21 protein-coding genes are annotated in these 21,285 nt (G+C 39.2%); 1 reads left to right on the top strand and 20 read right to left on the bottom strand.

Annotation, left to right across the window (positions count from 1 at the left end; translation table 11 throughout):
* Positions 1-71: 71 nt before the first annotated feature.
* The 20 genes from ACZ430_RS08480 to ACZ430_RS08385 form a co-directional block, all read right to left on the bottom strand.
* Positions 72-1,655, bottom strand: a complete 1,584-nt coding sequence (locus ACZ430_RS08480) for a methyl-accepting chemotaxis protein (protein WP_464910535.1) — start codon at positions 1,653-1,655, stop codon at positions 72-74.
* A 221-nt stretch (positions 1,656-1,876) separates the two neighbouring features.
* Positions 1,877-3,232 carry an NADH-quinone oxidoreductase subunit N gene (locus ACZ430_RS08475; RefSeq protein ID WP_297210717.1) on the bottom strand — a complete coding sequence of 452 codons (1,356 nt, stop codon included), beginning with the start codon at positions 3,230-3,232 and terminating at the stop codon, positions 1,877-1,879.
* Positions 3,229-4,668, bottom strand: a complete 1,440-nt coding sequence (locus ACZ430_RS08470; protein WP_297210714.1) for a complex I subunit 4 family protein — start codon at positions 4,666-4,668, stop codon at positions 3,229-3,231. Before ACZ430_RS08470 ends, ACZ430_RS08475 begins: the two co-directional genes overlap by 4 nt.
* Before the next feature lie 12 nt (positions 4,669-4,680).
* Positions 4,681-6,450: a Na(+)/H(+) antiporter subunit D gene (locus tag ACZ430_RS08465; RefSeq protein WP_297210712.1), complete on the bottom strand. Its 1,770-nt coding sequence runs from the start codon at positions 6,448-6,450 to the stop codon at positions 4,681-4,683.
* Positions 6,443-6,667, bottom strand: coding sequence for a hypothetical protein (locus ACZ430_RS08460; protein ID WP_297210710.1), 225 nt, complete (start codon positions 6,665-6,667; stop codon positions 6,443-6,445). Before ACZ430_RS08460 ends, ACZ430_RS08465 begins: the two co-directional genes overlap by 8 nt.
* Positions 6,664-8,130: a monovalent cation/H+ antiporter subunit D family protein gene (locus tag ACZ430_RS08455; protein ID WP_464910534.1), complete on the bottom strand. Its 1,467-nt coding sequence runs from the start codon at positions 8,128-8,130 to the stop codon at positions 6,664-6,666. Before ACZ430_RS08455 ends, ACZ430_RS08460 begins: the two co-directional genes overlap by 4 nt.
* Positions 8,123-8,440 (bottom strand): NADH-quinone oxidoreductase subunit NuoK, encoded by a 318-nt coding sequence (gene nuoK, locus ACZ430_RS08450; protein ID WP_464910533.1) that lies wholly within the window; start codon positions 8,438-8,440, stop codon positions 8,123-8,125. Before nuoK ends, ACZ430_RS08455 begins: the two co-directional genes overlap by 8 nt.
* Positions 8,437-8,940 carry an NADH-quinone oxidoreductase subunit J family protein gene (locus ACZ430_RS08445; RefSeq protein ID WP_464910532.1) on the bottom strand — a complete coding sequence of 168 codons (504 nt, stop codon included), beginning with the start codon at positions 8,938-8,940 and terminating at the stop codon, positions 8,437-8,439. Before ACZ430_RS08445 ends, nuoK begins: the two co-directional genes overlap by 4 nt.
* Complete coding sequence (nuoH, locus tag ACZ430_RS08440) at positions 8,937-9,932, bottom strand: NADH-quinone oxidoreductase subunit NuoH (RefSeq protein WP_464910531.1); 996 nt, start codon at positions 9,930-9,932, stop codon at positions 8,937-8,939. The genes ACZ430_RS08445 and nuoH overlap by 4 nt, the downstream gene beginning before the upstream one ends.
* Positions 9,929-10,534 carry an NADH-quinone oxidoreductase subunit C gene (locus ACZ430_RS08435; protein WP_464910530.1) on the bottom strand — a complete coding sequence of 202 codons (606 nt, stop codon included), beginning with the start codon at positions 10,532-10,534 and terminating at the stop codon, positions 9,929-9,931. The genes nuoH and ACZ430_RS08435 overlap by 4 nt, the downstream gene beginning before the upstream one ends.
* Entirely contained in the window at positions 10,519-10,899 is a 381-nt protein-coding gene (locus tag ACZ430_RS08430) for an NADH-quinone oxidoreductase subunit A (RefSeq protein WP_464910529.1), read from the bottom strand. Before ACZ430_RS08430 ends, ACZ430_RS08435 begins: the two co-directional genes overlap by 16 nt.
* On the bottom strand, positions 10,899-11,462 hold the full coding sequence (nuoI, locus tag ACZ430_RS08425; RefSeq protein WP_464910528.1) for an NADH-quinone oxidoreductase subunit NuoI: 564 nt from the start codon (positions 11,460-11,462) through the stop codon (positions 10,899-10,901). The genes ACZ430_RS08430 and nuoI overlap by 1 nt, the downstream gene beginning before the upstream one ends.
* Positions 11,459-12,664, bottom strand: coding sequence for an NADH-quinone oxidoreductase subunit D (locus ACZ430_RS08420; RefSeq protein ID WP_464910527.1), 1,206 nt, complete (start codon positions 12,662-12,664; stop codon positions 11,459-11,461). The genes nuoI and ACZ430_RS08420 overlap by 4 nt, the downstream gene beginning before the upstream one ends.
* Positions 12,646-13,170, bottom strand: a complete 525-nt coding sequence (locus tag ACZ430_RS08415; RefSeq protein ID WP_464910526.1) for an NADH-quinone oxidoreductase subunit B — start codon at positions 13,168-13,170, stop codon at positions 12,646-12,648. The genes ACZ430_RS08420 and ACZ430_RS08415 overlap by 19 nt, the downstream gene beginning before the upstream one ends.
* Positions 13,154-13,660: a 4Fe-4S dicluster domain-containing protein gene (locus ACZ430_RS08410; RefSeq protein ID WP_464910525.1), complete on the bottom strand. Its 507-nt coding sequence runs from the start codon at positions 13,658-13,660 to the stop codon at positions 13,154-13,156. The genes ACZ430_RS08415 and ACZ430_RS08410 overlap by 17 nt, the downstream gene beginning before the upstream one ends.
* A gap of 12 nt (positions 13,661-13,672) precedes the next feature.
* A complete protein-coding gene (locus ACZ430_RS08405; protein WP_464910524.1) occupies positions 13,673-15,760 on the bottom strand; it encodes a molybdopterin-containing oxidoreductase family protein in 2,088 nt (695 codons plus the stop codon).
* 12 nt (positions 15,761-15,772) lie between these two features.
* On the bottom strand, positions 15,773-16,162 hold the full coding sequence (locus tag ACZ430_RS08400; protein ID WP_464910523.1) for a sulfite exporter TauE/SafE family protein: 390 nt from the start codon (positions 16,160-16,162) through the stop codon (positions 15,773-15,775).
* A gap of 2 nt (positions 16,163-16,164) precedes the next feature.
* Positions 16,165-17,424 carry a sulfite exporter TauE/SafE family protein gene (locus ACZ430_RS08395; RefSeq protein WP_339944513.1) on the bottom strand — a complete coding sequence of 420 codons (1,260 nt, stop codon included), beginning with the start codon at positions 17,422-17,424 and terminating at the stop codon, positions 16,165-16,167.
* A gap of 15 nt (positions 17,425-17,439) precedes the next feature.
* The gene (locus ACZ430_RS08390; protein WP_141266414.1) at positions 17,440-17,853 is read right to left on the bottom strand and encodes a universal stress protein; all 414 of its coding nucleotides are present in this window, start codon (positions 17,851-17,853) and stop codon (positions 17,440-17,442) included.
* A gap of 153 nt (positions 17,854-18,006) precedes the next feature.
* On the bottom strand, positions 18,007-19,950 hold the full coding sequence (locus ACZ430_RS08385; RefSeq protein WP_297210671.1) for an aconitate hydratase: 1,944 nt from the start codon (positions 19,948-19,950) through the stop codon (positions 18,007-18,009).
* 77 nt (positions 19,951-20,027) lie between these two features.
* On the opposite strand from ACZ430_RS08385, the gene lysA reads away from it, so the two are divergent.
* Positions 20,028-21,284: a diaminopimelate decarboxylase gene (lysA, locus tag ACZ430_RS08380; RefSeq protein ID WP_297210668.1), complete on the top strand. Its 1,257-nt coding sequence runs from the start codon at positions 20,028-20,030 to the stop codon at positions 21,282-21,284.
* Position 21,285 lies beyond the last annotated feature (1 nt).

Here is a 21,285-nt window from a genome sequence, read left to right as displayed (position 1 = left end):
GGGTGTATGGAAGACTCTCTCTTCCATACACCCTTTCAGGAGGGTGGGGGGTATGCCAAGTGTGTTATAGGTTAAATCTTGAAATACTCCACACTGGCATCAAGAGCACTTGCCTGACTGTAAAGTTTTGTTGAGATAGACCTTACAGTCTCTATTAACTTAACAGTCTGGTCTATGCTTGACTTAATGTTTTCCATGTTTTGAGCTATCTCTTCACTTGTAGCAGAGAGCTGCTCAGTGGCAACAGCTATTCTCTGTATCATATCCATTGCTTTTTCTGTTGCAGCAACAATCTCATCGAGAGCACGCATTGCATCATTTGCTAAAGTCACTCCACCTTCTGCTTGCGAACTACTTGCATTCATTGCGCTCACTGAAGCGTCAGATTTTGACTGAATATTTCTAATCTTGTCGGCAATCTCCTCTGTTGCTTTTGCAGTTCGCTCTGCAAGTTTACGAACTTCATCGGCAACTACTGCAAAACCCCTTCCCTGCTCACCTGCTCTTGCTGCTTCAATGGCTGCATTTAAGGCAAGAAGATTTGTCTGGTCTGCTATGTCCTTAATGGTAAGAACTATCTCACCAATCTCCTGCGAGCTCTGTCCAAGTTCTTCAATTGTTCCTGCCGCAGATTTTATGGAGTTTGCAATCTCTATCATTGCCTTTACAGCCTTTTCAACGGCGTTTTTACCTTTCTCAGCGGTTTCATTTGCCTGTTTTGCCGAATCCGATGCCTGAGCAGCATTTTTGGCAACATCAATTATTGTCTGCGATATCTCTGTAGAGGCCGATGCCATCTGGTCTATACGGGATAGTTGTTCCCGAGAGTTTTTCTCTAAACTGTCTGTTTCATGGGAAAGAGAAGACACTATAGAGTTCGTATCTTTTACAACTCCCCTAATCTTACCTATGGTTGCCCTCAAGCTCCCTGTTATTCTTGTATATATATCGCCAATTAAGTCGCAGCTCTGCATTTTATCCTCTCTTAAGTCTCCCTGTTCCAATCTTGTAAAGCATACAAGAGCAGAAGACATGCTTTTTTCATAGGACTTATGAGAGTAAAATATTAGAGCACTCAAGCCGAGCAAAGATATTAGAAGAAGCGAAGAATAGATGATGGCATTTCTTTTTCTTACCGAAGAGACTTCTTGATTGAGTTTGTCAAACTCTTTCCTATGAGACTCCGTTAGTTTGAATATCATGTCTTTTATCTCTCTCCAAACCTTTGTCTCTTCAATTATCTTTTGCACAGCTTCATCTTTTTTGCCCTGTTCTGATAGCTGCTGAATCTCCATTTTCATAGAATGGTCTTTCTGCCATAATTGTTGTATTTTCTTTAGTTGCTCCTGCATATCTCCTTGAGTAAGCTTAATTGCCTCTTCATTGGACTTCATAAAATCCTGATGAGCCTTCTGATAGTTCTTTTTTGCCTGCTCATCTTTTGGATTTATAAATACATTTCTTACTGCCTGGCCTGTCTGAAGTCCCTGTGCATACATATCATTTAGGGCAATTAGCACATTAATGTCTTTCTTCGTCATCTTCTCTATTCTTTCCTCAAAGCCCTGCTCATTAAAGTAAGAGATTACAAAAAGACCAATAAATACAAGAAAAATCATTACGTTAATAAACTGTAAAAGCCTTTTAACGCTCATTTCCCTCCCCCTTTTTAACTTAAAATAGTTTAGAATGTCACCGATTAATTTCTCCTTTAAAGTGACTGATTACAAAATTGCTTTTCTCCTGAAAGGCACCGAAGGAATTTTTTAGAAGACCAAACAGAATATTTCAAATTTCTTTCCTCTATAAATACAGATTTATAAATTATTTTTATTATACCATTTAGTAAACTAATAAAACAATTCATCCTAAAAACTTAATTTATCATTAATAAACTCGGAATTACTCCTGACAAAATTAGAAAAACTGCTGAAGCAAGAGCAACGCCACTTATTAAAGAGTTTTTATTTATTGAAACGCGAGAAGGAACATCTTTGTAAATATAGAAGACAATTCTTAAGTAATAGTAGGCTGAAAGGACACTCATAAGCAGTCCAAGGAAAACCAAACCTTGATAGCCAGCCATGAAAACGTTTTTAAAAAGATTAAATTTAACTATGAAGCCAGCTGTTGGCGGAATACCTGTAAGAGAGATGAGGATAATAGCCATAGATATAGCTATTAGAGAATTAACCTTATTAAGTCCTCGATAGTTCAATATGTTTTCACCCCCTGATATACTGAGAATTACGGCAAAGGCACCGATGTTCATAAATACATAGGCAATTAAATAGGGAATCAAAGATAGTATTAAAGTGTTATCAACAAGCAGCAGAGCCATAGACATATATCCAGCATGGGCGATTGAGGAGTAAGCAAAAAGTCTCTTAAGATTTGTCTGCCTTAGTGCCAATAGATTACCCACAATCATTGAGAGGGCAGAGAGAATAATAATAAGAGTCTGTGGTTTTATCTCAAGCTGGGATACTAAGAATACCTTAATAAGAACAGCAAAGGCAGCTACCTTTGGAGCTGTTGAGAAAAAGGCAGTTACTGGAGTTGGTGCTCCTTGATAGACATCGGGAGCCCAGGCATGAAAGGGAACTAAGGAGAGTTTGAAGGCAAAGGTGAAAAGTAAAAAAACAAGTATTAATATGCTTGATAACTTATCCCATCTCAAAGCAGCAAAGCTTTCATAGGATGTGCTACCTGTGTTGGCATATAAGAATACTATGGACCCAATGAGAAGTATTGATGCTACAGTGCCTAAAATGAAGTATTTAAGTCCTGCTTCAACACTCTGTTTGTTTCTTATATAAAAACCTGCCAACAAATACAAGGGTAAAGAGAAGGCTTCAAGGGAGAGATAGAGAATTAGGAGGTCGTTAGCAGCAATCATCATATTCATGCCAAAAAGAGCAAGAATAATCAGGAAAACGTATTCATTTGCCATTGAGTTATTTCTTGTTAGTTCATCGTAAGAAAGCATTAGAATCAAAATACCTGTAAATAAAATAAGTAACCGTAGAATAATAGTGTATATATCAATCCGTATCAGTGAATTTGAAAATTCAAAGCTGTACATTAATGCTAATGCAGTAGAAATGGCGATACTTAAAATTCCCAAAAAGAAAACTTTTTTATTATCTTTACTGATTAAACCATAAAGAAATAACACTACTCCGAGGGCAAGCAAAGCCATTTCAGGAACAAGAGCTATGTATTGACTCATCCTCTACCTCCAAATAAAGTGAGTTCTCTGACCCCTGACAAAATAAAGTCGGGATTAAGTCCTAAATAAATTGAAAGGACAAACAATATGGAGAAAATTACTAACTCCCAGGATCTAACATCTCTTACTAAGGTACTTAGTTCTTTGCCAGGTTTTCTTAAAAATATTCTGTAAAAATACCAGGAGAGATAGACAACACCAACGGCAACTCCAAAAACTCCTATGAATCCGAGCAATGTATTTTTATTAAATATTCCGCTTAAGAGAAGAAGTTCACCATTAAAGTAATTCATTCCTGGAAAGCCTCCCATTGCCATTAGATAAGCAAAGGCAAAGAAAGTCATGGCAGGAACTTTTTTCGATAGAGCACCAAATCTCTCTACATCAAAGGATTTCGTATTTCTGTAGAGTAATTCAGCCACATAGAAAAAGGCAGCTGAGAGTATGCCGTGATTAATACTCTGAAGCAAACTTCCCTGAAAACCAAGGATATTTCCAGTAAAAACTCCTGCTGCAATGATTCCAACATGACTTAAGCTCATGTAGGCAAACATTGCCTTTAAGTCCCTTTCAAAGAGTGCTAAGAAGGCTGCATATACAAAAGAGAAAATACACAAGCCGACTAACCAATCACCGTATGCTAAAATTTGCTGATAAAAGGCTGGAGATACTCTGATTAAACCATAAAGTCCCATCTTTCCAAGCACTGCCGAAAGGAATATGGTAATTGCCATTGGTGCTTCGTAATAGGCATCTCTGAGCCAGCCATGGAAGGGAACGATTGGAATCTTCACTGCGAAAGCTAATACAAATCCCATGAAAATCAACATTTTACTTTCACTTGTTAATCTTAGATTATAGAGACTGTCAAAACTAAAGCCTCCACCGAAGATGTAGACAGCAAGTATAGAGGCAAAGAGAAATATACTAAATCCAAAGGTGTATATAAGGAATTTCATTGCAGCTTCTGAAGCCTTTCTACCACCCCAAAGCTTAATCAGAAGCACTGAGGGAATCAACATTGCCTCATAGAAAAAGAAGAAGAAAAGAAAGTTTGTTGAGAGGAAATAGGCATTCACCGAAGCTGAAAGAAGTAATAAGAGAGCAAGATATTTTCCAATGTTGTTCTCTATTGTTCTAAGAGATAAAAGGACACTTATCAAAGTGATAAATGAAGTAAGCAACACAAAAGGAGCATTAAGTTCATCAAAACCAAAGGAGATACTTAAATTCCAAGATGGTATCCAGAGATGTTCCCACAGAAGCTGAAAACCTTTATTAGCCCTGTCAAGACTCGTGTATTGGAAGAGACTTAATATTAAGGTTAAAAGAGAAGTCAAAACTGCAAAAGCCCGCTGAAAGGATTGATTTTTAACAATCACTAATACTAAAGCACCTATGAGAGGAATAAGTACTGTTAAATATGCCTGACCCATCACCACTCTCCTCTAAAGTATAATGTAAAGAATTAATGCTAAAGCCATGAAAATTACCATGTATACAGCATAATCCTGAATTTTTCCACTTCCAAACTGAGCTATACCATCTCCAGTTGCCTTTGCTGCGTTAGACATGAAAATAGGAATTCCATTCATTTTTGTATTTTCAAAAAGGGTTAATCTTTTACTGATAGGGATAACTACGGAATCTAAAATCCATCTCCAAACATTGTTTATGAAATCATACTCTGCAGGAATAACTGTTTTATCAAGAGTTTTATTTGTAACAACCGCTCCTTTTCTGTAAAACCAGTCCATATCAAGATTGATGTAAGGTTTTGGTTTTAATTTTTTAAGGAAAAGAATGAAAACTAAGGAGGTAAAGCTGAATATTCCAAGGGTATCGAGTATGTGAGCTGCTGTGTAAGGTTCATAATCCATTGGAAAAGGTAGATAGGCATAGAATGCATGAGGGAAGATTCCAATTAGAATACAGAGTGCTGAGGTAATAAGCATGGCAATCTTCATATTAATAGGAGTCTCTCTAACAGGATAGTCGGATTTTTTATCGGAGAAAAAGGTGTAGTAACCCATTTTGCATATGATACTAATTATTGTTCCGCAGGTAGCCACATTGAGCATTATGTAGGCAAAGGCATTATGAATCTCTCCAGCAGCTGATATAATTGGAGATTTTCCAATAAATCCATTTGTTAGAGGAAATCCTGCAATGGAGAAAGCACCAACAAAGAAGCTTATTGCTGTAATCGGTGCATATCTTCCGAAATCTCCAAGTTCGGTCATCTTCTGTTTGCCAGTAGCATAAATTACTGCACCAGCAGACATGAAGAGGAGGCATTTATAAAGAATGTGATTAAAAGCATGGGATGCAGAACCATTTAGTCCAAGGGTTATGACTCCAAGACCTACTCCAGCAACCATGTATCCAACCTGACTGACAATGTGATAGGAGAGAAGTCGTCTAAGATTGTTCTCAAGCAAAGCGTAGATAACTCCGTATACTGCCATGACTGAACCAAGATAAATTAAAACCTCTGCACCGGGAAAGCCTCTTATGAGAGCATATACTGCTGCCTTTGTTGTGAATGGGTTTAAGAATACACTTCCGTAAATCGTAGCAGCTGGGTAAGCATCGGGAAGCCATGCATGAAGGGGAGGGACAGCAGCACAGAGAATAAATCCAATAAGTATAAACCACCAGAAGGGCTCACCAGAGTGGGCCATGAAGGAATCAAAGGTAAAGCTTCCTGTCTGATAAATGAAAATCATTATTCCAGCAAAAAGGGAGAGTCCACCAGCAATGTGGACAAGTATGTATCTGTAGCCAGCCTCTGTAGACTCCTTTGTTCTCTCAGACCATATTAACAGGACTGCACAGAAGGAAAGCATCTCCCAGAATAGATAGAAACTTAATATATCAGCGGCAAAACTAACACCAACCGATGCTCCTGTGTAAAGAAGTCCTGCAAACTGCTGAAGCCAGTCATCGATGTGATAGCAGTATATTATTCCAATGAGCCCAATAAAACTAAAAATATACGCAAAGAGAAGGCTAAGCTTATCAACTCTTACAAGTGGAGATATCTCTATTCCAAAAAGACTAATTGAACCGTAAAAACCTTGTCCTGCTATCAAAGTCAAGAAAAATCCAACTGTGGCAACTAATACGCTATAGGGTCCTCTTAAATTCTTTGGAAGGACAGGTAAGAGAGTTGCTGCAAGAATAAGAACTAAACCTGGATGAATAAAATCAATCATAGTAGTCCTCCCTCTTAGTGATAAAGAGACTTAGAGACTTGGCAACGACTACGATGAACAGAGTTCCCAAAAAACCTATAATGGCTCCAAAGGCTGGTAATTCTTCAAAGTCAAAGTAGGGATGACCAAGATGCATAATTTTTAGAAAGACAATTTCAAGTATTACAACAATAAGACAAATCCAGTAAAAGGTCTTTTTGCTTATCATTCTTATCATTGAGCTACTCTCCTTACAATCTCTAATAGAAAGTCTGGATAAAGTCCCCAAACAATGGTGAAAAGAGCTGTTATCAATAGTGGAATTGCACAGAAGTAATTCTCCTTTGTTCCAACCCATCTCGTTGGATAGCTCGGTGACCTAAAGAATGCCCTATAAGAAATCGGTAAGAAATAGGCAGCATTTAAGAAGGAACTTACAACAAAGACAAGGACAAGTTCAGGTCTTCCAATTTCAAGGGCACCAAGGGCAAGGTTATACTTACTTATAAATCCAGCAAAAATAGGGATACCAATCATACTAAGAGTAGCAAGGAAAAAGGAGAACATAGTAATAGGCATGACTTTGCCAATTCCATCAAGTTCGCTAATTTTCTTTACATGGGTTGAAACATAGACAGAGCCTGCTACAAAGAACATGGTAATCTTTGAAAAGGCATGCATACTAATATGAATTAATCCACCGATAATTCCAGCGGCAGAGAACATGGCAACTCCAATGATTATGTATGAAAGATTAGCCACAGTGGAGAAGGCAAGTCTTGCCTTAAAGTCATCTCTTCTCATGGCAATAAGAGAGCCTGTTATTATGGTGAAAGCTGTAAGGAAAAGGACTATATCTTGCATTCCTATCTTAATTACCGTATCTCCACCGAATACATAGAGTAAGACCCTTGAGACAGTAAATACGCCAGCTTTAACAACGGCAACGGCATGTAGTAATGCACTAACAGGAGTAGGTGCAACCATTGCTGCAGGAAGCCAGCTGTGTAAAGGCATAACTGCTGACTTATTAAACCCGTAGATGTATAGAACAAGAAGTATCTGAAGAATTAATTTGTGGCTTTCGATAATTTGTTCGTTAAAAATTCCACCCTTTCTAAAATCAAGAGTTCCTGTGATTATGTAAGTTATAACTATGGCTGCAAAGAGGAATATCTTTGCAGTGCCTAAAAGATAGACTATATACTGTCTTCCACCTTCAATACCCTCTTTGTCTTCATGGTGAGCAACAAGAGGATAGGTGACAACAGTCAAAGCTTCATAGAATATGAACATGGTGAAAAGATTGGCTGCAAAGGCAATTCCCATGGCTGAACTAAGAGAGAGAGCAAAACAGGCAAAATATCTTGTCTGGGCATGCTCATTAAGTCCTCTCATGTAACCAATTGAGTAAAAGGTTGTGATAATCCAGAGGAAAGAGGCACCAAAAGCAAAGAGTAAACCTAATCCATCAACCTTAAAAGCAAGCTCAATTCCAGGTAGTACTGTTGCTATCTTAATTGCAATCTCCTCTCCCTGTAAGAAAGGAGGTATCAACATTGATACAAAGGAAAATTTTAGAATACCTGCAATAACCGAGACAGCTTCTCTTAAGTTTGGTCTTTTATCTCCAATTAGGACAATTAATATGGCTGCGATAACTGATACTGCAATAGAGAAAATGGGAAGATAATTAGTCATTTCTCAGCTCCTCCCTCAGTTCGCTGAATTCTTCAGAGTCAAGAGTTTTCTTAAGTTGAAAATTGGCAACAAGTAGGGAAAGACCTACTGCTACAGAGCCTGCAGCAACAGCTATGCTAAAAATTGCAATAATCTGACCTCTTATGTCATTCATATAGTGAGCTAAGGAAACAAGAGCAAGATTTACTCCAGCAAGCATTACTTCAAGAGATATAAATACAATTATAAGATTTCTGTTTATAAGCAAACTTATAAGCCCCATTCCAAAAATTAGTCCGCTCAGAGCCAAGTAATACTCAACAGGAATCATCTGGGCCTCCTTGCAATGAGTCCTACTGCCACCATTGGAACGAGAAGAACAACACCGAGCATTAAAAAGGCAAGGGAGTATTCATTAAAGAGCATCTCACCAACAGACTTGACATTTCCGACTTTCTCTACATATTGAATGGTGTATTTTCCTCTGTAGCTTGGTGATGCCACTGAAAAAATTACTATTGCTGTGGCAGTCATTGCAAGACCTATTAGGAGTCTACCTTCCCAAATTTGGGTGTATCTTTTCTCCTTTGTAAGCTCCTTTGCTCCAAGGAAAAATATGGTAAAGAGAAACATAACCAGAATTGCTCCGGCATAGACAATCACTTGAACCATGGCAAGGAATTCGGCATTCAAGAAAAGATAAACAACAGCCACATGTAAGAAGAGAAGAAGTAGCCACATTACAGCATGAACAGGATTTTTTCTTGTTAAAGCCATAACTGTAATTCCAATCATTGATAGACAGAAGTAAGTAAATATTAGGTAAATCATAGGCTCAACCTCTTTATTATTGCTATTATTATTAAATTCACTAATCCTGCAGGGATTAACACTTTCCAACCAATGTTGAGGAGCTGGTCAAATCTGTATCTTGGAAGAGTTGCTCTAACCCAGATGTAAAGGAATATGAAAGCATAAACCTTTATGGCAAACCAGATTATTCCTGGAACTTTATCTAAGAATGGCAATATATCAGTAATGAATTTTGGAATTGTCCATCCACCAAGGAAACAGAGGGCACATAGAAATCCCATTATATACATGGCAACATACTCAGCAAGGAAGAACAAAGCATACCTGAAAGCACTGTATTCAGTAAGGTATCCAGCGACAAGCTCTGTCTCTGCCTCTGGTAAGTCAAAGGGTGCACGGTTTGTCTCTGCAAAGGCTGCAATGACGAAGACAACAAAACCAATTATCTGCGGAATTGCATAGACTCCTAAGGCTGTATTGTGTTGGGCTATAACTATATCTCTTAAATTGAGGGAGCCTGCGGCAAGAACAACTCCAGCAAGGCTTAGTCCGAGTGCTATCTCATAGGAAAGAACCTGACTTGCCGAACGAAGTCCACCAAGGAAAGAGTACTTGCTATTCGATGACCATCCAGCAAGGATTATTCCATAAACAGAGACTGAAGCAGAGGCTAATATAAAAAGTAAGCCCACATTTAGGTCGGCAAGAATGAAGTTTGAAGTAAAGGGTATTACAGTAAGATTAATCATTGTGAAGATTAAAACAATAAGCGGTGCAATTTGGAATATAAACTTCTCTGCATTCATGGGAACTATGTCTTCTTTAAAGAATATCTTTATGAAGTCGGCAATTGGCTGAAGCAGTCCATGGGGTCCTACTTCCATGGGACCCATTCTTGCCTGTGCTCTGCCGATTATCTTTCTTTCTGCATAGGTTGTGTAGGCAACATGGGTAAGAACTATTCCAAAGACCACTGTTGTTTTGATTACCATTATGAGAAGCTCAATCATTTATTCTCCTCCACTGAAGAACTTTCAATAATCTCTCTAAAACCTCTCCAAAGCTCTTTACCCTTAAGGGGATAATCTTTCCTTAGTGGATATCCATTCCAATCCTCAGGCATAAGTATTCTTCTAAGGTCTGGATGCCCAATAAATCTTATTCCGAACATGTCAAAGCATTCCCTTTCATGCCAGTTTGCACCTTCCCATAAATCTGTAACTGAATCTAATTCTGGAGTCTCTTCGTTAACCTTTGCTCTAACTCTTATATGAAGCCTTCTCCAGATGCTGTAAAGATTGTAGACTACTTCAAATCTTGGTTTTTCTGTAGAATAATCAACACCGCATAGGTCTTGAAGGTGATTGAATCCCTGTTGATCTTTTAAATATTTTAAAATCTCTTTAATTTTATTTGATGTTACAATTACAGAAACCTGTCCCCTGAAATCTTTTATCTCGATAACTTCCTCTGGAAATTGTTCTTTTAGTGTGAATGCAATTTTAAGAGATTCCTCGGTCCCTTTCGCTCCTTCGGAATGAAATGGGTAATAAGTACTTGTTTGAGGTGCTAATGGCTCTTCCTCTAAGACTCTATCTATTTCCTGTGCCATGTGAGTGCTCCCATAAAGATTTCATAGATGTATCCAATAAAAATCAGCAAGATAAATATAATCATCATCCAAAATCCCTCAAGGGATATGGCTTCAAAGGCAACTGCCCAAGGATAGAGAAAAATGACTTCCACATCAAAGACCACAAAGAGAATGGCAAGAAGGAAGAAGCCAATATAGAACCTCTCCTTTGGTTCACCACTTGGTGGGTTTCCAGACTCGTAGGCAATAAACTTGATAGGATTAAATTTCCTTGGAGCTACAATCTTATTAACAATAAGTCCTCCCAAGCCAAAGACCGTGGCAAATATCATGGCAATTAGAACAGATAGATATTTGTAAGGTATGTATGAACCTGGTTCCATTATTGACTTTCCTCCCTTCTAATGATTGGATTGGGCTGTCTTTTTCCAACGGGAAGTCTCTCTCTACCAATTCCTGGCAAATGCCAGAATTTATTCAAATATTCCTTTCTTTCGTACTGTCCAATAAATTCATCCCAGTTACTAAGAAGTCTATCTCTATTAAAGTAGTTTTCCTCTCTTGTGTAAGAGGCATACTCAAAATACTCAGTAAGAACTATTGCATTTACAGGACAGACTTCTTCGCAGTATCCGCAGAAGATACATCTTAATGCATCTATCTCATACTTCGTTAAAACTCTTGCCCCTGTTTCAGGGTTTATTGAATAGTCAATGTATATGCACTGACTTGGGCATACCTGAGCACACTTTGTACAGGCAACACAGCGCTCCTTCCCTGTTTCAGGATCACGGACAAAGGCATGCCTTCCTCTGAAACCGTCTTCAAGAGGTCTTTTCTGCTTTGGATATCTAATAGTTACCGGTGTTGTGAAAATGGTTTTGAATGTAATTAATAATCCTTTAATCAAGTCAATGAATAATATCTTTTTCAGTAAATTGTTCATCGGTCAGCCTCTCCCATAACTATGTCCAGAGTTCCAATTATTGCTATTACATCGGCAAGAAGATGTCCCTCGCAAAGCTTTGGAATTGCAGATATGTGAATAAATGAAGGTGCTCTAACTCTCATTCTGTAAGGTCTTCCTGAACCGTCACTCACTATATAAAAGCCAAGCTCACCTTTCGGCGCTTCTATGGCTGAATAGATTTCTCCTCTTGGCATTAAATCATGCTTTTCTTGTGAAAAGGCAATAAATCCGCTCCACAGAGAATCACCGGCTTCAATTTTTCTTCTACCCTGATGGGGTATGTCAATGTCAGGTGACTTTTCAGATATGACCTCTCCCTCGGGCATCTTCTCAATACATTGCTTAACAATAAGCGCAGACTGTCTCATTTCTCTGATTCGACATAGGTATCTGTCATAGGTATCTCCATTTTCACCGATAGGAACATCGAATTCTACTTCGTTATAAGCATCATAGGGCATTAATTTTCTTACGTCATAGTAAACCCCAGAACCCCTTAGGGCAGGTCCTGTAAGTCCTAAGGAAACAGCTTCTTCTGCAGTAATCTTACCTACTCCCTTAGTTCTCGAAAGCCATATACGATTCTCAGTAAGAAGGGTCTCATATTCATCAACTCTTCTAAGCATCTCATCCATGAATCTATTTATCTCATCAAGGACATTTTTTTCTATGTCTACTCTTACTCCACCGATCCTTGGATAGCTTACAGTAAGACGGGCTCCACAAATCTTTTCAAAAAACTGAAGTATCTGCTCTCTTTCTCTGAATGCATAGAGAAATACGGTCATTGCACCAATGTCAAGAGCATGAGTGGCAAGCCAAAGAAGATGGCTACTTAATCTGGTCATTTCAGATACCATTGTTCTTATAAATTTTGCCCGTGGTGGTGGCTCAATCCCCATGAGTCTCTCAACGGCAAGACAGTAACCTACGTTGTTAGTCATACTTGAGATGTAGTCAAGCCTGTCTGTGAGAGTCATTGCTCCCGGATAGGTTTTACTCTCCGAAAGTTTCTCTACTCCTCTATGTAAATAACCTACATCTGGCTTAATATTAATTACCCTTTCACCCTCAAACTCACACCATAGTTTCAAAACTCCATGAGTTGCTGGATGATGGGGTCCCATCTGAAGGACAAAGGTAGTATCACTTATCTTCTCTATTTCCAGCTGCCCCATCTTCCTTGCTCCTTCATAATTTTTTCTTTTAATTTAATGAGTCCATACATTAATGCCTCAGGTCTTGGTGGACAACCAGGGACATAGACATCAACAGGCAAGAACTGGTCTGCACCTTGAACTGTGCTGTAGGTATTAAATATTCCACCTGTACAGGCACAGCTTCCCATAGCTATGACATACTTTGGTTCAGGCATCTGGTCATAGACCATTTTTACTATTGGTGCCATTTTGTATGTAACTGTACCTGCTATGATAATTACATCTGCCTGACGAGGTGAGGCTCTAAAGAGTATTCCAAAACGGTCAAGGTCTAAATGGGATGCGCCTGCTGCCATCATCTCAATAGCGCAGCAGGCAAGACCAAATGTGAGGGGCCAAAGAGAGTTTGACCTGCCCCAGTTTACCACTTTATCAAGGGTAGTAATTATGACATTACTACCCTTGATTATTTTAGTTCCTTCTTCTACTTCAATCAGCTCCGTTTGATTAGTAGAGGGATGCATAGGTATCCTTTATAAACCTCTCTCTCTTCAGTCTTGAAGCCTCCTCAGCAGATATGAATCTCAAAGCCTTAGTTGTGCACTTTGTAACACAGGCTGGCTTAAGTCCCTGATCTACTCTATCTTTACAGTAATCACATTTGACAACCTTTCCTGTCTCTTGATTCCACTGAGGTACACCCCAAGGACAGGCAGTAATACAGGATTTACAGCCAACGCAAAGGCTCTGTTCAACAAAGACAATTCCGTCCTTAGAACGTCTCTGCATGGCACCAGTAGGACAGGCTTTCACACACCAGGGCTCTTCACAGTGAAAACAGGGCATAAAGACAAATCTCTGTCTTGGAAGTCCACCAATCATTTTCACATCGGTCTCTATGATTCTGCAGAGCCTTGGTCCTACAGGAAGTTCATTTTTTGATTTACAATGGACTTCACAGGCGTAACAACCTATGCAGCGGTCATGGTCTTGATATATGTAGTAGATGCTCATATCCTTCCTCCCTTAAGCCTTCTTCACTTTTACAAAGTTTTCAAAAAGTGCACCTGTATGGCTTCCATGTGCCATTCTGTCAAAGGCACCCTTGAGTAGTCTTCCTTCATTAACACCTTTACCATAGGAACGGGTCTTCCAGGGCACTTCATTCTCAAATCCTCTGTACATAAACACTGCCTCTGGATGAATGAACGGAGTAACTTTTGCTCTAATTTTCCCTGAAAAATCTCCAGAAGAAACCTCTACCCAGTCACCATTCTTTATTCCAAGTTTTGAAGCCACTTTATCGTTTATCCAAAGTTCATTTTCAGGAACTATTTCATTGAGATATTTATTGTTGTGGGTCTGCACATGGGTATGAACTGCCATTCTTCCAAAGACAAGTCTGAACTCACCCTCTTCAATGTTAGGCTTTGCAGGTGTTTGATGTTCATAGAAGAATGGAACTTCTCTTTCAGCCATCTTGCTTGAGAGAATCTCTACTTTACCTGAAGGAGTCTTGAATTTGAGCTCGTCTCTTGAATACATTTTAGCATCTTTACAGAGAGCAACCTGTCCAGATTTATCGAAATCCTCAATCTTTACTCCTGTTCCTTCAAGCTGATAATTCCAAAGATCTTCAATGGTTTCAAAGGGCATATACTGTCCAACTCCATAGGCATGAAGAAGTCCCTTTGTTATCTCCCACTTGCCCTTTGTATCATAGATTGGCTTAATTGCCTGTCTTCTCATTATGAATGCAGGCTTTGCTCCTCTCTGAAGTCCAATCATGTCATCTCTTTCAAGATAGGTTGACTCTGGCAATACAACGTCGGCATACCAGGCAGTGGCTGAATAGTTAGTGTCTATTGCCACTAAAAGGTCAAGTCCATCAAGGACTTCTTTAATATCTTTTAAGGTAATTCCTGCAAATGGGTCATAACGAACTACAAAGAGAGCCTTCACAGGATAGGGCTCACCCTTTTTAATTGCTCTGTAAAGATGGAGAATGTGTCCTGCTCCATCGTAGAGAAATCCTTTACCTGCCTCAGCCTCAACTCTTTTTTCCTCAGGTGCAGGAATTTTCTCAAGGAGACTATTTAATCCTTTTGCTCCCACTTCCTTTGGTGTCTTTGCAAGAATCAATCCACCTTTTTGCTCGATACTTCCAAGGAGTGCATTGAGGATAATTACGGAACGGGCAAAGTAAAAGGCATCCACATACCTTGCAGCAAACCAGCCAGGATAGATAATCACCTTTGGCTTTGCTGCACTTAATGCTCTTGCAAGACTTACTATTTCATAGGCAGGGATTCCTGTCTCCTTTTCAGCCCACTCGGGAGTAAAGTTTTTTACGAAGTTTTCAAGTTCTACAGTTCCATCACAGAATTTATCAACAAAGTCTTTGTCGTAAAGATTTTCTTTTAAAATCACATGAATTAAGGCAAGATTGAGAGCATAGTCAGTACCTGGTCTTATCTGGTAAAATCTTGATGCCTTTGTCGCAGTTTTTGATGCTCTTACATCAATGTATGTAAGCTCTGCACCGTTTTCAAGTCCTTTTACAATATTATTTGCCTCTCTTACACCTAAGGCTTCTAAGGCATTCCTGCCATAGAATACCATATGTTTAGTATTGGCAAAATCATATCCTACTTCGGGTCTACCGTAGCCAAGCAGAGTCTGATAGGCAAGGTCAACATTTTTTCTGCAGAAGTCGTCATGGCTAAAGTAATTGGGAGAACCCATTCCTCTTACAATAAGTCTCTGCATTTCTCCAAAGAGACCAGCTCCTCTGTCTAAGAGTGCTACTGTTCTTTTGCCATACTTTGCTTGGATATCCTTGACTTTGTCTGCAACATATTTGAAAGCTTCTTCCCAACTTACTCTCTTAAACTGTCCAGAACCCCTCTCACCTGTTCTAATCATTGGATATTGAAGTCTTTCATAGTCATACAGAAGGGCAATTCCAGCAGAGCCCCTGGCACAGAGGCTGCCCTCCATGCCAGGAACGTAGGGATTTCCTTCTATCCATTTAACTCTACCGTCTTCTACTTCAACCCGAATGGGGCACCTTACGGAGCACATTCCACAGTTGCTGAATACTGATTTCTTCATGTTAAACCCCTCTTAAAATACACCAAGCAATTGTAAAGCCAATATTAAAAGACCAATGCATGCAACTCTTTTTACCATTACAGGATTGAGTTTTTTTGCAATCTTAGGTCCTATATAACCACCAAGAATTGCCGCTGGGAACATTATTAAGAAGAATATTAGGTCAAAGTTTCCAAATCCATAATGTCTGAATGTTCCCATGAGGGTATTGAAAAATATGGCAAGCAAAGAACTACCAACGATAACATACATGGGAAGCCTTAAACCAACTGCCATAAGAGGAACCATAAATGGCCCGCCACCAAAGCCAAACATAGATGATGCAATTGCTATAAGAAATGCACCTGGAATACCTATAGCAAGATTTACTTTAAATTCCTGTCCCCAGAATTCGATTTTCATAGTTATTTACCTCCTTCTGCTTTTTTCTTTGCTGCTTCCTGAGCTCTCTTCTGGAACTCTTTAAGAATTGCCTGTTCTTTCTTGTTTTTCTCAAGATATTTTGGAGTTGTCTGCCAAAACATTAGAGCAGCAAGAATTATGAGAACCCATCCAAAAAGGAACTTATATTGCTCAAGAGTTATAAGCTCAGTAAGTTTTGGTCCAATGAAACCTCCGGCAAGCATGGCAAGTCCAAGCGTAACTCCAAGCTTCCAGTTAATAAAGTTTATCTTTGAGTAGTTATAAATACCTGTGCCTTGAGAGAAAAGAACAGTTGGCATGACTGTTCCTGCCACAACAGTATGAGGCAAACCAAGCATAACTAATATGGGATTAAGAATAAATCCACCTCCTGCACCCATCAATACTCCAAAGGTTGTAATTGCTGCAGTAAGAAGGAATGGCCATATTACATTAACAGTTCTACCAGCATTTGGTAAATATACACTGGGAAATGTAACGGAGTTTTCGACAATAACTGGTTCACTCTTTATATCCTTGTCAACCTTTGCAACGACAAAATATTTTCCAGGCGCAGTGTTTGCTGGAAGTTCTACTATGGCTTTAAATGTACCATCTTCGGCTATTTTTAAGTTTGAAGAAAATACGTTACCAACGCTACGAAATCTTGCTTTAAGTAGCTGCATAGACCTGCGCTTATTCTCTTTTTCATCCATTGGTTCAAGCTTTGTTCCTCTTGAACCAATTATGCTTGCCCACAAAGACGTCTGATACCTATCAATTTTCAACTTTGCAGGATAACCGTAAACAGCATCGGCACCGGCATTTTTTATAACTTCAGAAACACTCCACTTTCCACCCTTTGCTTTAGCATCCTCTAAAACGGGCTTATATTTTTCAGGAACAATTAATCTGTAAAAGGCTGGCATATCATCGGTCATATAAAATATATAGGGTCTTTTACCAGTCTTTGGGTCTGGGTCTGCATCAAGTCTTGCCGCTCTGATTGTCTTTTCAGCCCAAACTTCAATATATACATCCTTACCAGCTGGTGCTTTACCGGTGATTGTAAGTTTACCTCCACCTGAGAGATTTGTTTTATCTACGCTTACTGTAACAGTCTCTGCTGATTGTGCTTCCTTCGGAGCTTCTACAGGCTTCTGTTCTTGGGCTTTCTGTTCAGCAGGCTTCTGAGCCATTCCGGTAGAGACAAAAACCGTTAAAACAAAAAATACAACAAAGAAATTTAAAAATCGCTTCATAAATTCCTCCTCCTATTATCTGATTATCAAAACGGATTGAGTAGCATTTGATGCCACTTTTTGTGTGACACTTCCAAAGAGTGTTCTTTCTGTTGCATCCTTACCTTTTGAACCAATAACAATTAAGTCATAGCCATTTCTGGCATAATCAATGATTACATCAGCCGGCGAACCTTCAAGAATTATTGTCTCTCCTTTCACCCCCTTTTCATTTAAAATTTCCTGTGCTCTTTTGAGGTTGCCCTCAAATTCGGCCTTAAAAATTCCCTCAACTGTTGCACAGTCTACGCCAATCTCTAAAAAACAAACTTTCGGAATAACTGAGATAACTGTTATCTGAGAGCCAAATTTTTGTGCCAGCTTGATAGCTTCGTTCAAAGCTTTTTTTGACCATTCTGAGCCATCAAAACATACTAAAATTTTTTGCATGGTAAACCTCCTGAGAATTTCTCAAAAAAGAGAAAATGCAAAAGACTTGCCAGAAGATAAGTTATTGAAAATATTAGGAAACGCCCGATTTGAGATGTCCCATTAGGGACAGGCAAGAAGAGCTACTGTCCCAAATGGGACAGTAGCGACAGCTTATTGAGTTACTTTTTTTCTTACATAAGGAAGAAGTCCGCCACTTAGGAGAAGGTCTCTTTCTCTTTCATTTAAGTTCGAATAAACCTTAAAAGAGTTCTTTTTCGATAAGTTTATAACTTCATATTGCTGTTCACCTTTAATTGATTCAATCAAGCCATTGAGTTTTAAAATATCTCCCTGCTCTACTTTTTCATAATCCTCTGGATTTGTAAAAATTAGAGGCATGATTCCAAAGTTGATTAGATTGGCTCGATGAATTCTCGCAAAAGACTTTGCTATGACAGCTTTTATTCCAAGATACATTGGTGCGATTGCTGCATGTTCACGGGATGAGCCCTGTCCGTAGTTTTCACCACCTACAATGATACCACCGCCTTTATTTTTCGCATTCATCGCTCTCTCATAAAAAGTTTCGTCGAGATTTTTGAATGTAAACTTGGAAATCTCAGGGATATTAGACCTGTAAGGCAGCACCTGCGTTCCTGCTGGCAAAATATCATCGGTTGTTATATTGTCACCAAGTTTTAGCAAAACTTCTGCTTCAATGCTCTCCTCAAGGGGGGCTTTTACGGGGACTTCTTTTATGTTCGGTCCCTTAATTATTTTTGCCTCCTTTTCTTTGCGGGGCGGAATAAGCATATTATCATTTATTAAAAATGTCTCCGGGTCGTTAACTTCATTTATTTCTAAGTCTGTCTCTAAGGGATTTACTATCTCTCCATTTATGGCTGCAAGAGCACATACTACCGGTGATGCAAGACATACAAAGGCATCCTTTGTTCCTGAACGACCCTTAAAATTACGATTGTAGGAGCGAATTGAAACTTGACCGCTTCCAGGAGCACCGCCCATTCCAATACAGGGACCACAGGCAGATTCGAGTATTCTTGCGCCGGCTGCAATCATTGCCTCAATATCGCCTTCCCGAGCAAGCATCTGATATACCTGCTTTGAGCCGGGATTTATAAAAAGAGTAACCTCCTCATTTACAGTCTTTCCTTTAAGAATAGATGCAACTGTTTTCATCATATTGTAGGAAGAGTTTGTGCATGAACCAATGCAGACCTGATTAACCTTCATACCTTTAAGTTCTCTTACAGCAACCACATTGTCAGGGCTATGAGGTTGGGCTATCATTGGTTCAATCTCTGAAAGGTCAAGCTCGATTATCTCAGCATATTCAGCATCCCCATCGGCCTCAAGGGGAATCCATTGATGTCCTCTTCCCTGAGCTTTGAGAAATTTTAGTGTGTTTTCGTCGCTTGGGAAAATTGATGTTGTTGCACCAAGCTCTGCTCCCATGTTTGTAATTGTTGCCCTGTCAGTGACAGAGAGGTCTTTCACCCCCTCACCACCATATTCGAATATCTTTCCAACACCTCCCTTAACAGTGAGCATTTTAAGGAGAGTAAGTATAACATCCATCGCTGTAACATAAGGTCTTCTGAGTTTTCCAGAGAGATTTATCCTTACCACTTTCGGCATGGTAAACTCAAAGGGCATTCCTGCCATAACAGAGGCTGCTTCAAGTCCACCAACTCCGATTGCAATCATTCCCATGCCTCCGCCCGTAGGAGTATGGCTGTCTGTTCCGAGGGCAATTAGTCCAGGTGCAGCAAATCTCTCAAGATGAACTTGATGACATATTCCATTGCCTGGCCTTGAAAAATAAGCTCCAAAGCGGGCTGCAGCGGTTCTCAGAAAGAGATGGTCATCGGCGTTCATAAAATTGCTCTGAAGCATGTTATGGTCAACATATGAGACAGCAAGAGGCACTCTTACCTTATCCAAACCAATAGCCTCGAATTCAAGCCATGCCATTGTGCCAGTTGCATCTTGTGTGTAAACTTGGTCAACACGTACTCCTATTAGCTGGCCTTCTTTTATAAACCCTGAAACAACATGCGTCTCAAGAATTTTCTCAACAATGTTCCTCCCCATTTAGCCTCCTCCTTGTTTAAAACATTCAAAAAATTAGTATAATATTATATTTCATAAAAATTCAAAAGGAGGAAGTTGTGCACTTCTTTACTTACAAAAATGGAGAGCTCTATGCAGAGGATGTGCCTGTAAGAGAATTAATAAAGGAATTTGGAACTCCTTTATACATTTACAGCTATGGAACTCTAATAAGACACATTAGAGCATATGAAGAGGCTTTCTGTGAAGTGCCTCATATAATATGCTACGCAGTGAAAGCCAATTCAAATCTCGCCATACTAAGAATATTCGCAGAACTTGGCATTGGCGCTGATATCGTATCAGGGGGAGAACTTTTCAGAGCCCTTAAAGCTGGAATTAAACCCTACAAAATAGTATTTGCTGGTGTAGGGAAAACTGATGAAGAGATTGAATATGCTCTTAAAAACAATATACTTATGTTCAACGTAGAATCAGAAGCAGAGCTTCGCAAGATTGCTGAGAAGGCTAAAGCTCTAAGAAAAATAGCCTCTGTTGCTTTAAGAGTTAATCCTGACATAGACCCTAAAACGCACAAATATATAGCAACAGGCTTAAAAAGTAGTAAATTTGGAATACCCATTGAAAAAGCTCTTGATTACTATAAACTTGCTAAATCAATGAAAAATATAAAAGTCATAGGAATCCATAAACACATTGGTTCTCAAATAACAGAAACTTCAGCCTATGTAGAAGCCTTAAGCAAAATTCTGTCCCTCTATGACCAGCTCGCAAAATACGACATGGAGATTGAATACATTGATATAGGTGGCGGACTTGGAATAACTTATAGAGACGAAGAACCTCCTCATCCAAAAGAACTCGCCAATGCTCTTATTCCTATGGTTAAAAATAAGAAAGGAAAACTGATTGTTGAACCCGGACGTTCAATAGTAGGTAATGCAGGCATTCTGGTTACAAAGGTCATATACACAAAGGATACGGGACATAAGAATTTTATAATTGTAGATGCTGGCATGAATGACCTAATGAGACCTACTCTTTATGGTTCATATCATGAAATAAAGCCTATTTCTCCTCAAAACAGAGAAAAAATATTGGCTGATATTGTAGGTCCCATCTGTGAGTCTGGTGATTTTCTGGCAAAGGACAGAGAGGTTGAAAAGGTCTCTGCCGGCGAGTATCTCGCAGTCATGAGCGCTGGAGCTTACGGCTTTAGCATGTCTTCAAATTATAACAGCCGACCAAGAGCTGCAGAAGTGCTTGTGAAAGGAGAAAGGTATGCCCTCATAAGAAAACGTGAAACTTACAAAGATTTAATAAAAAATGAAATCATTCCGGAGGAGTTGCTTTAAT

The sequence above is a fragment of the Thermodesulfovibrio sp. TK500a genome, from assembly GCF_055381765.1.
This window is presented reverse-complemented; position numbering and strand designations above follow the sequence as displayed.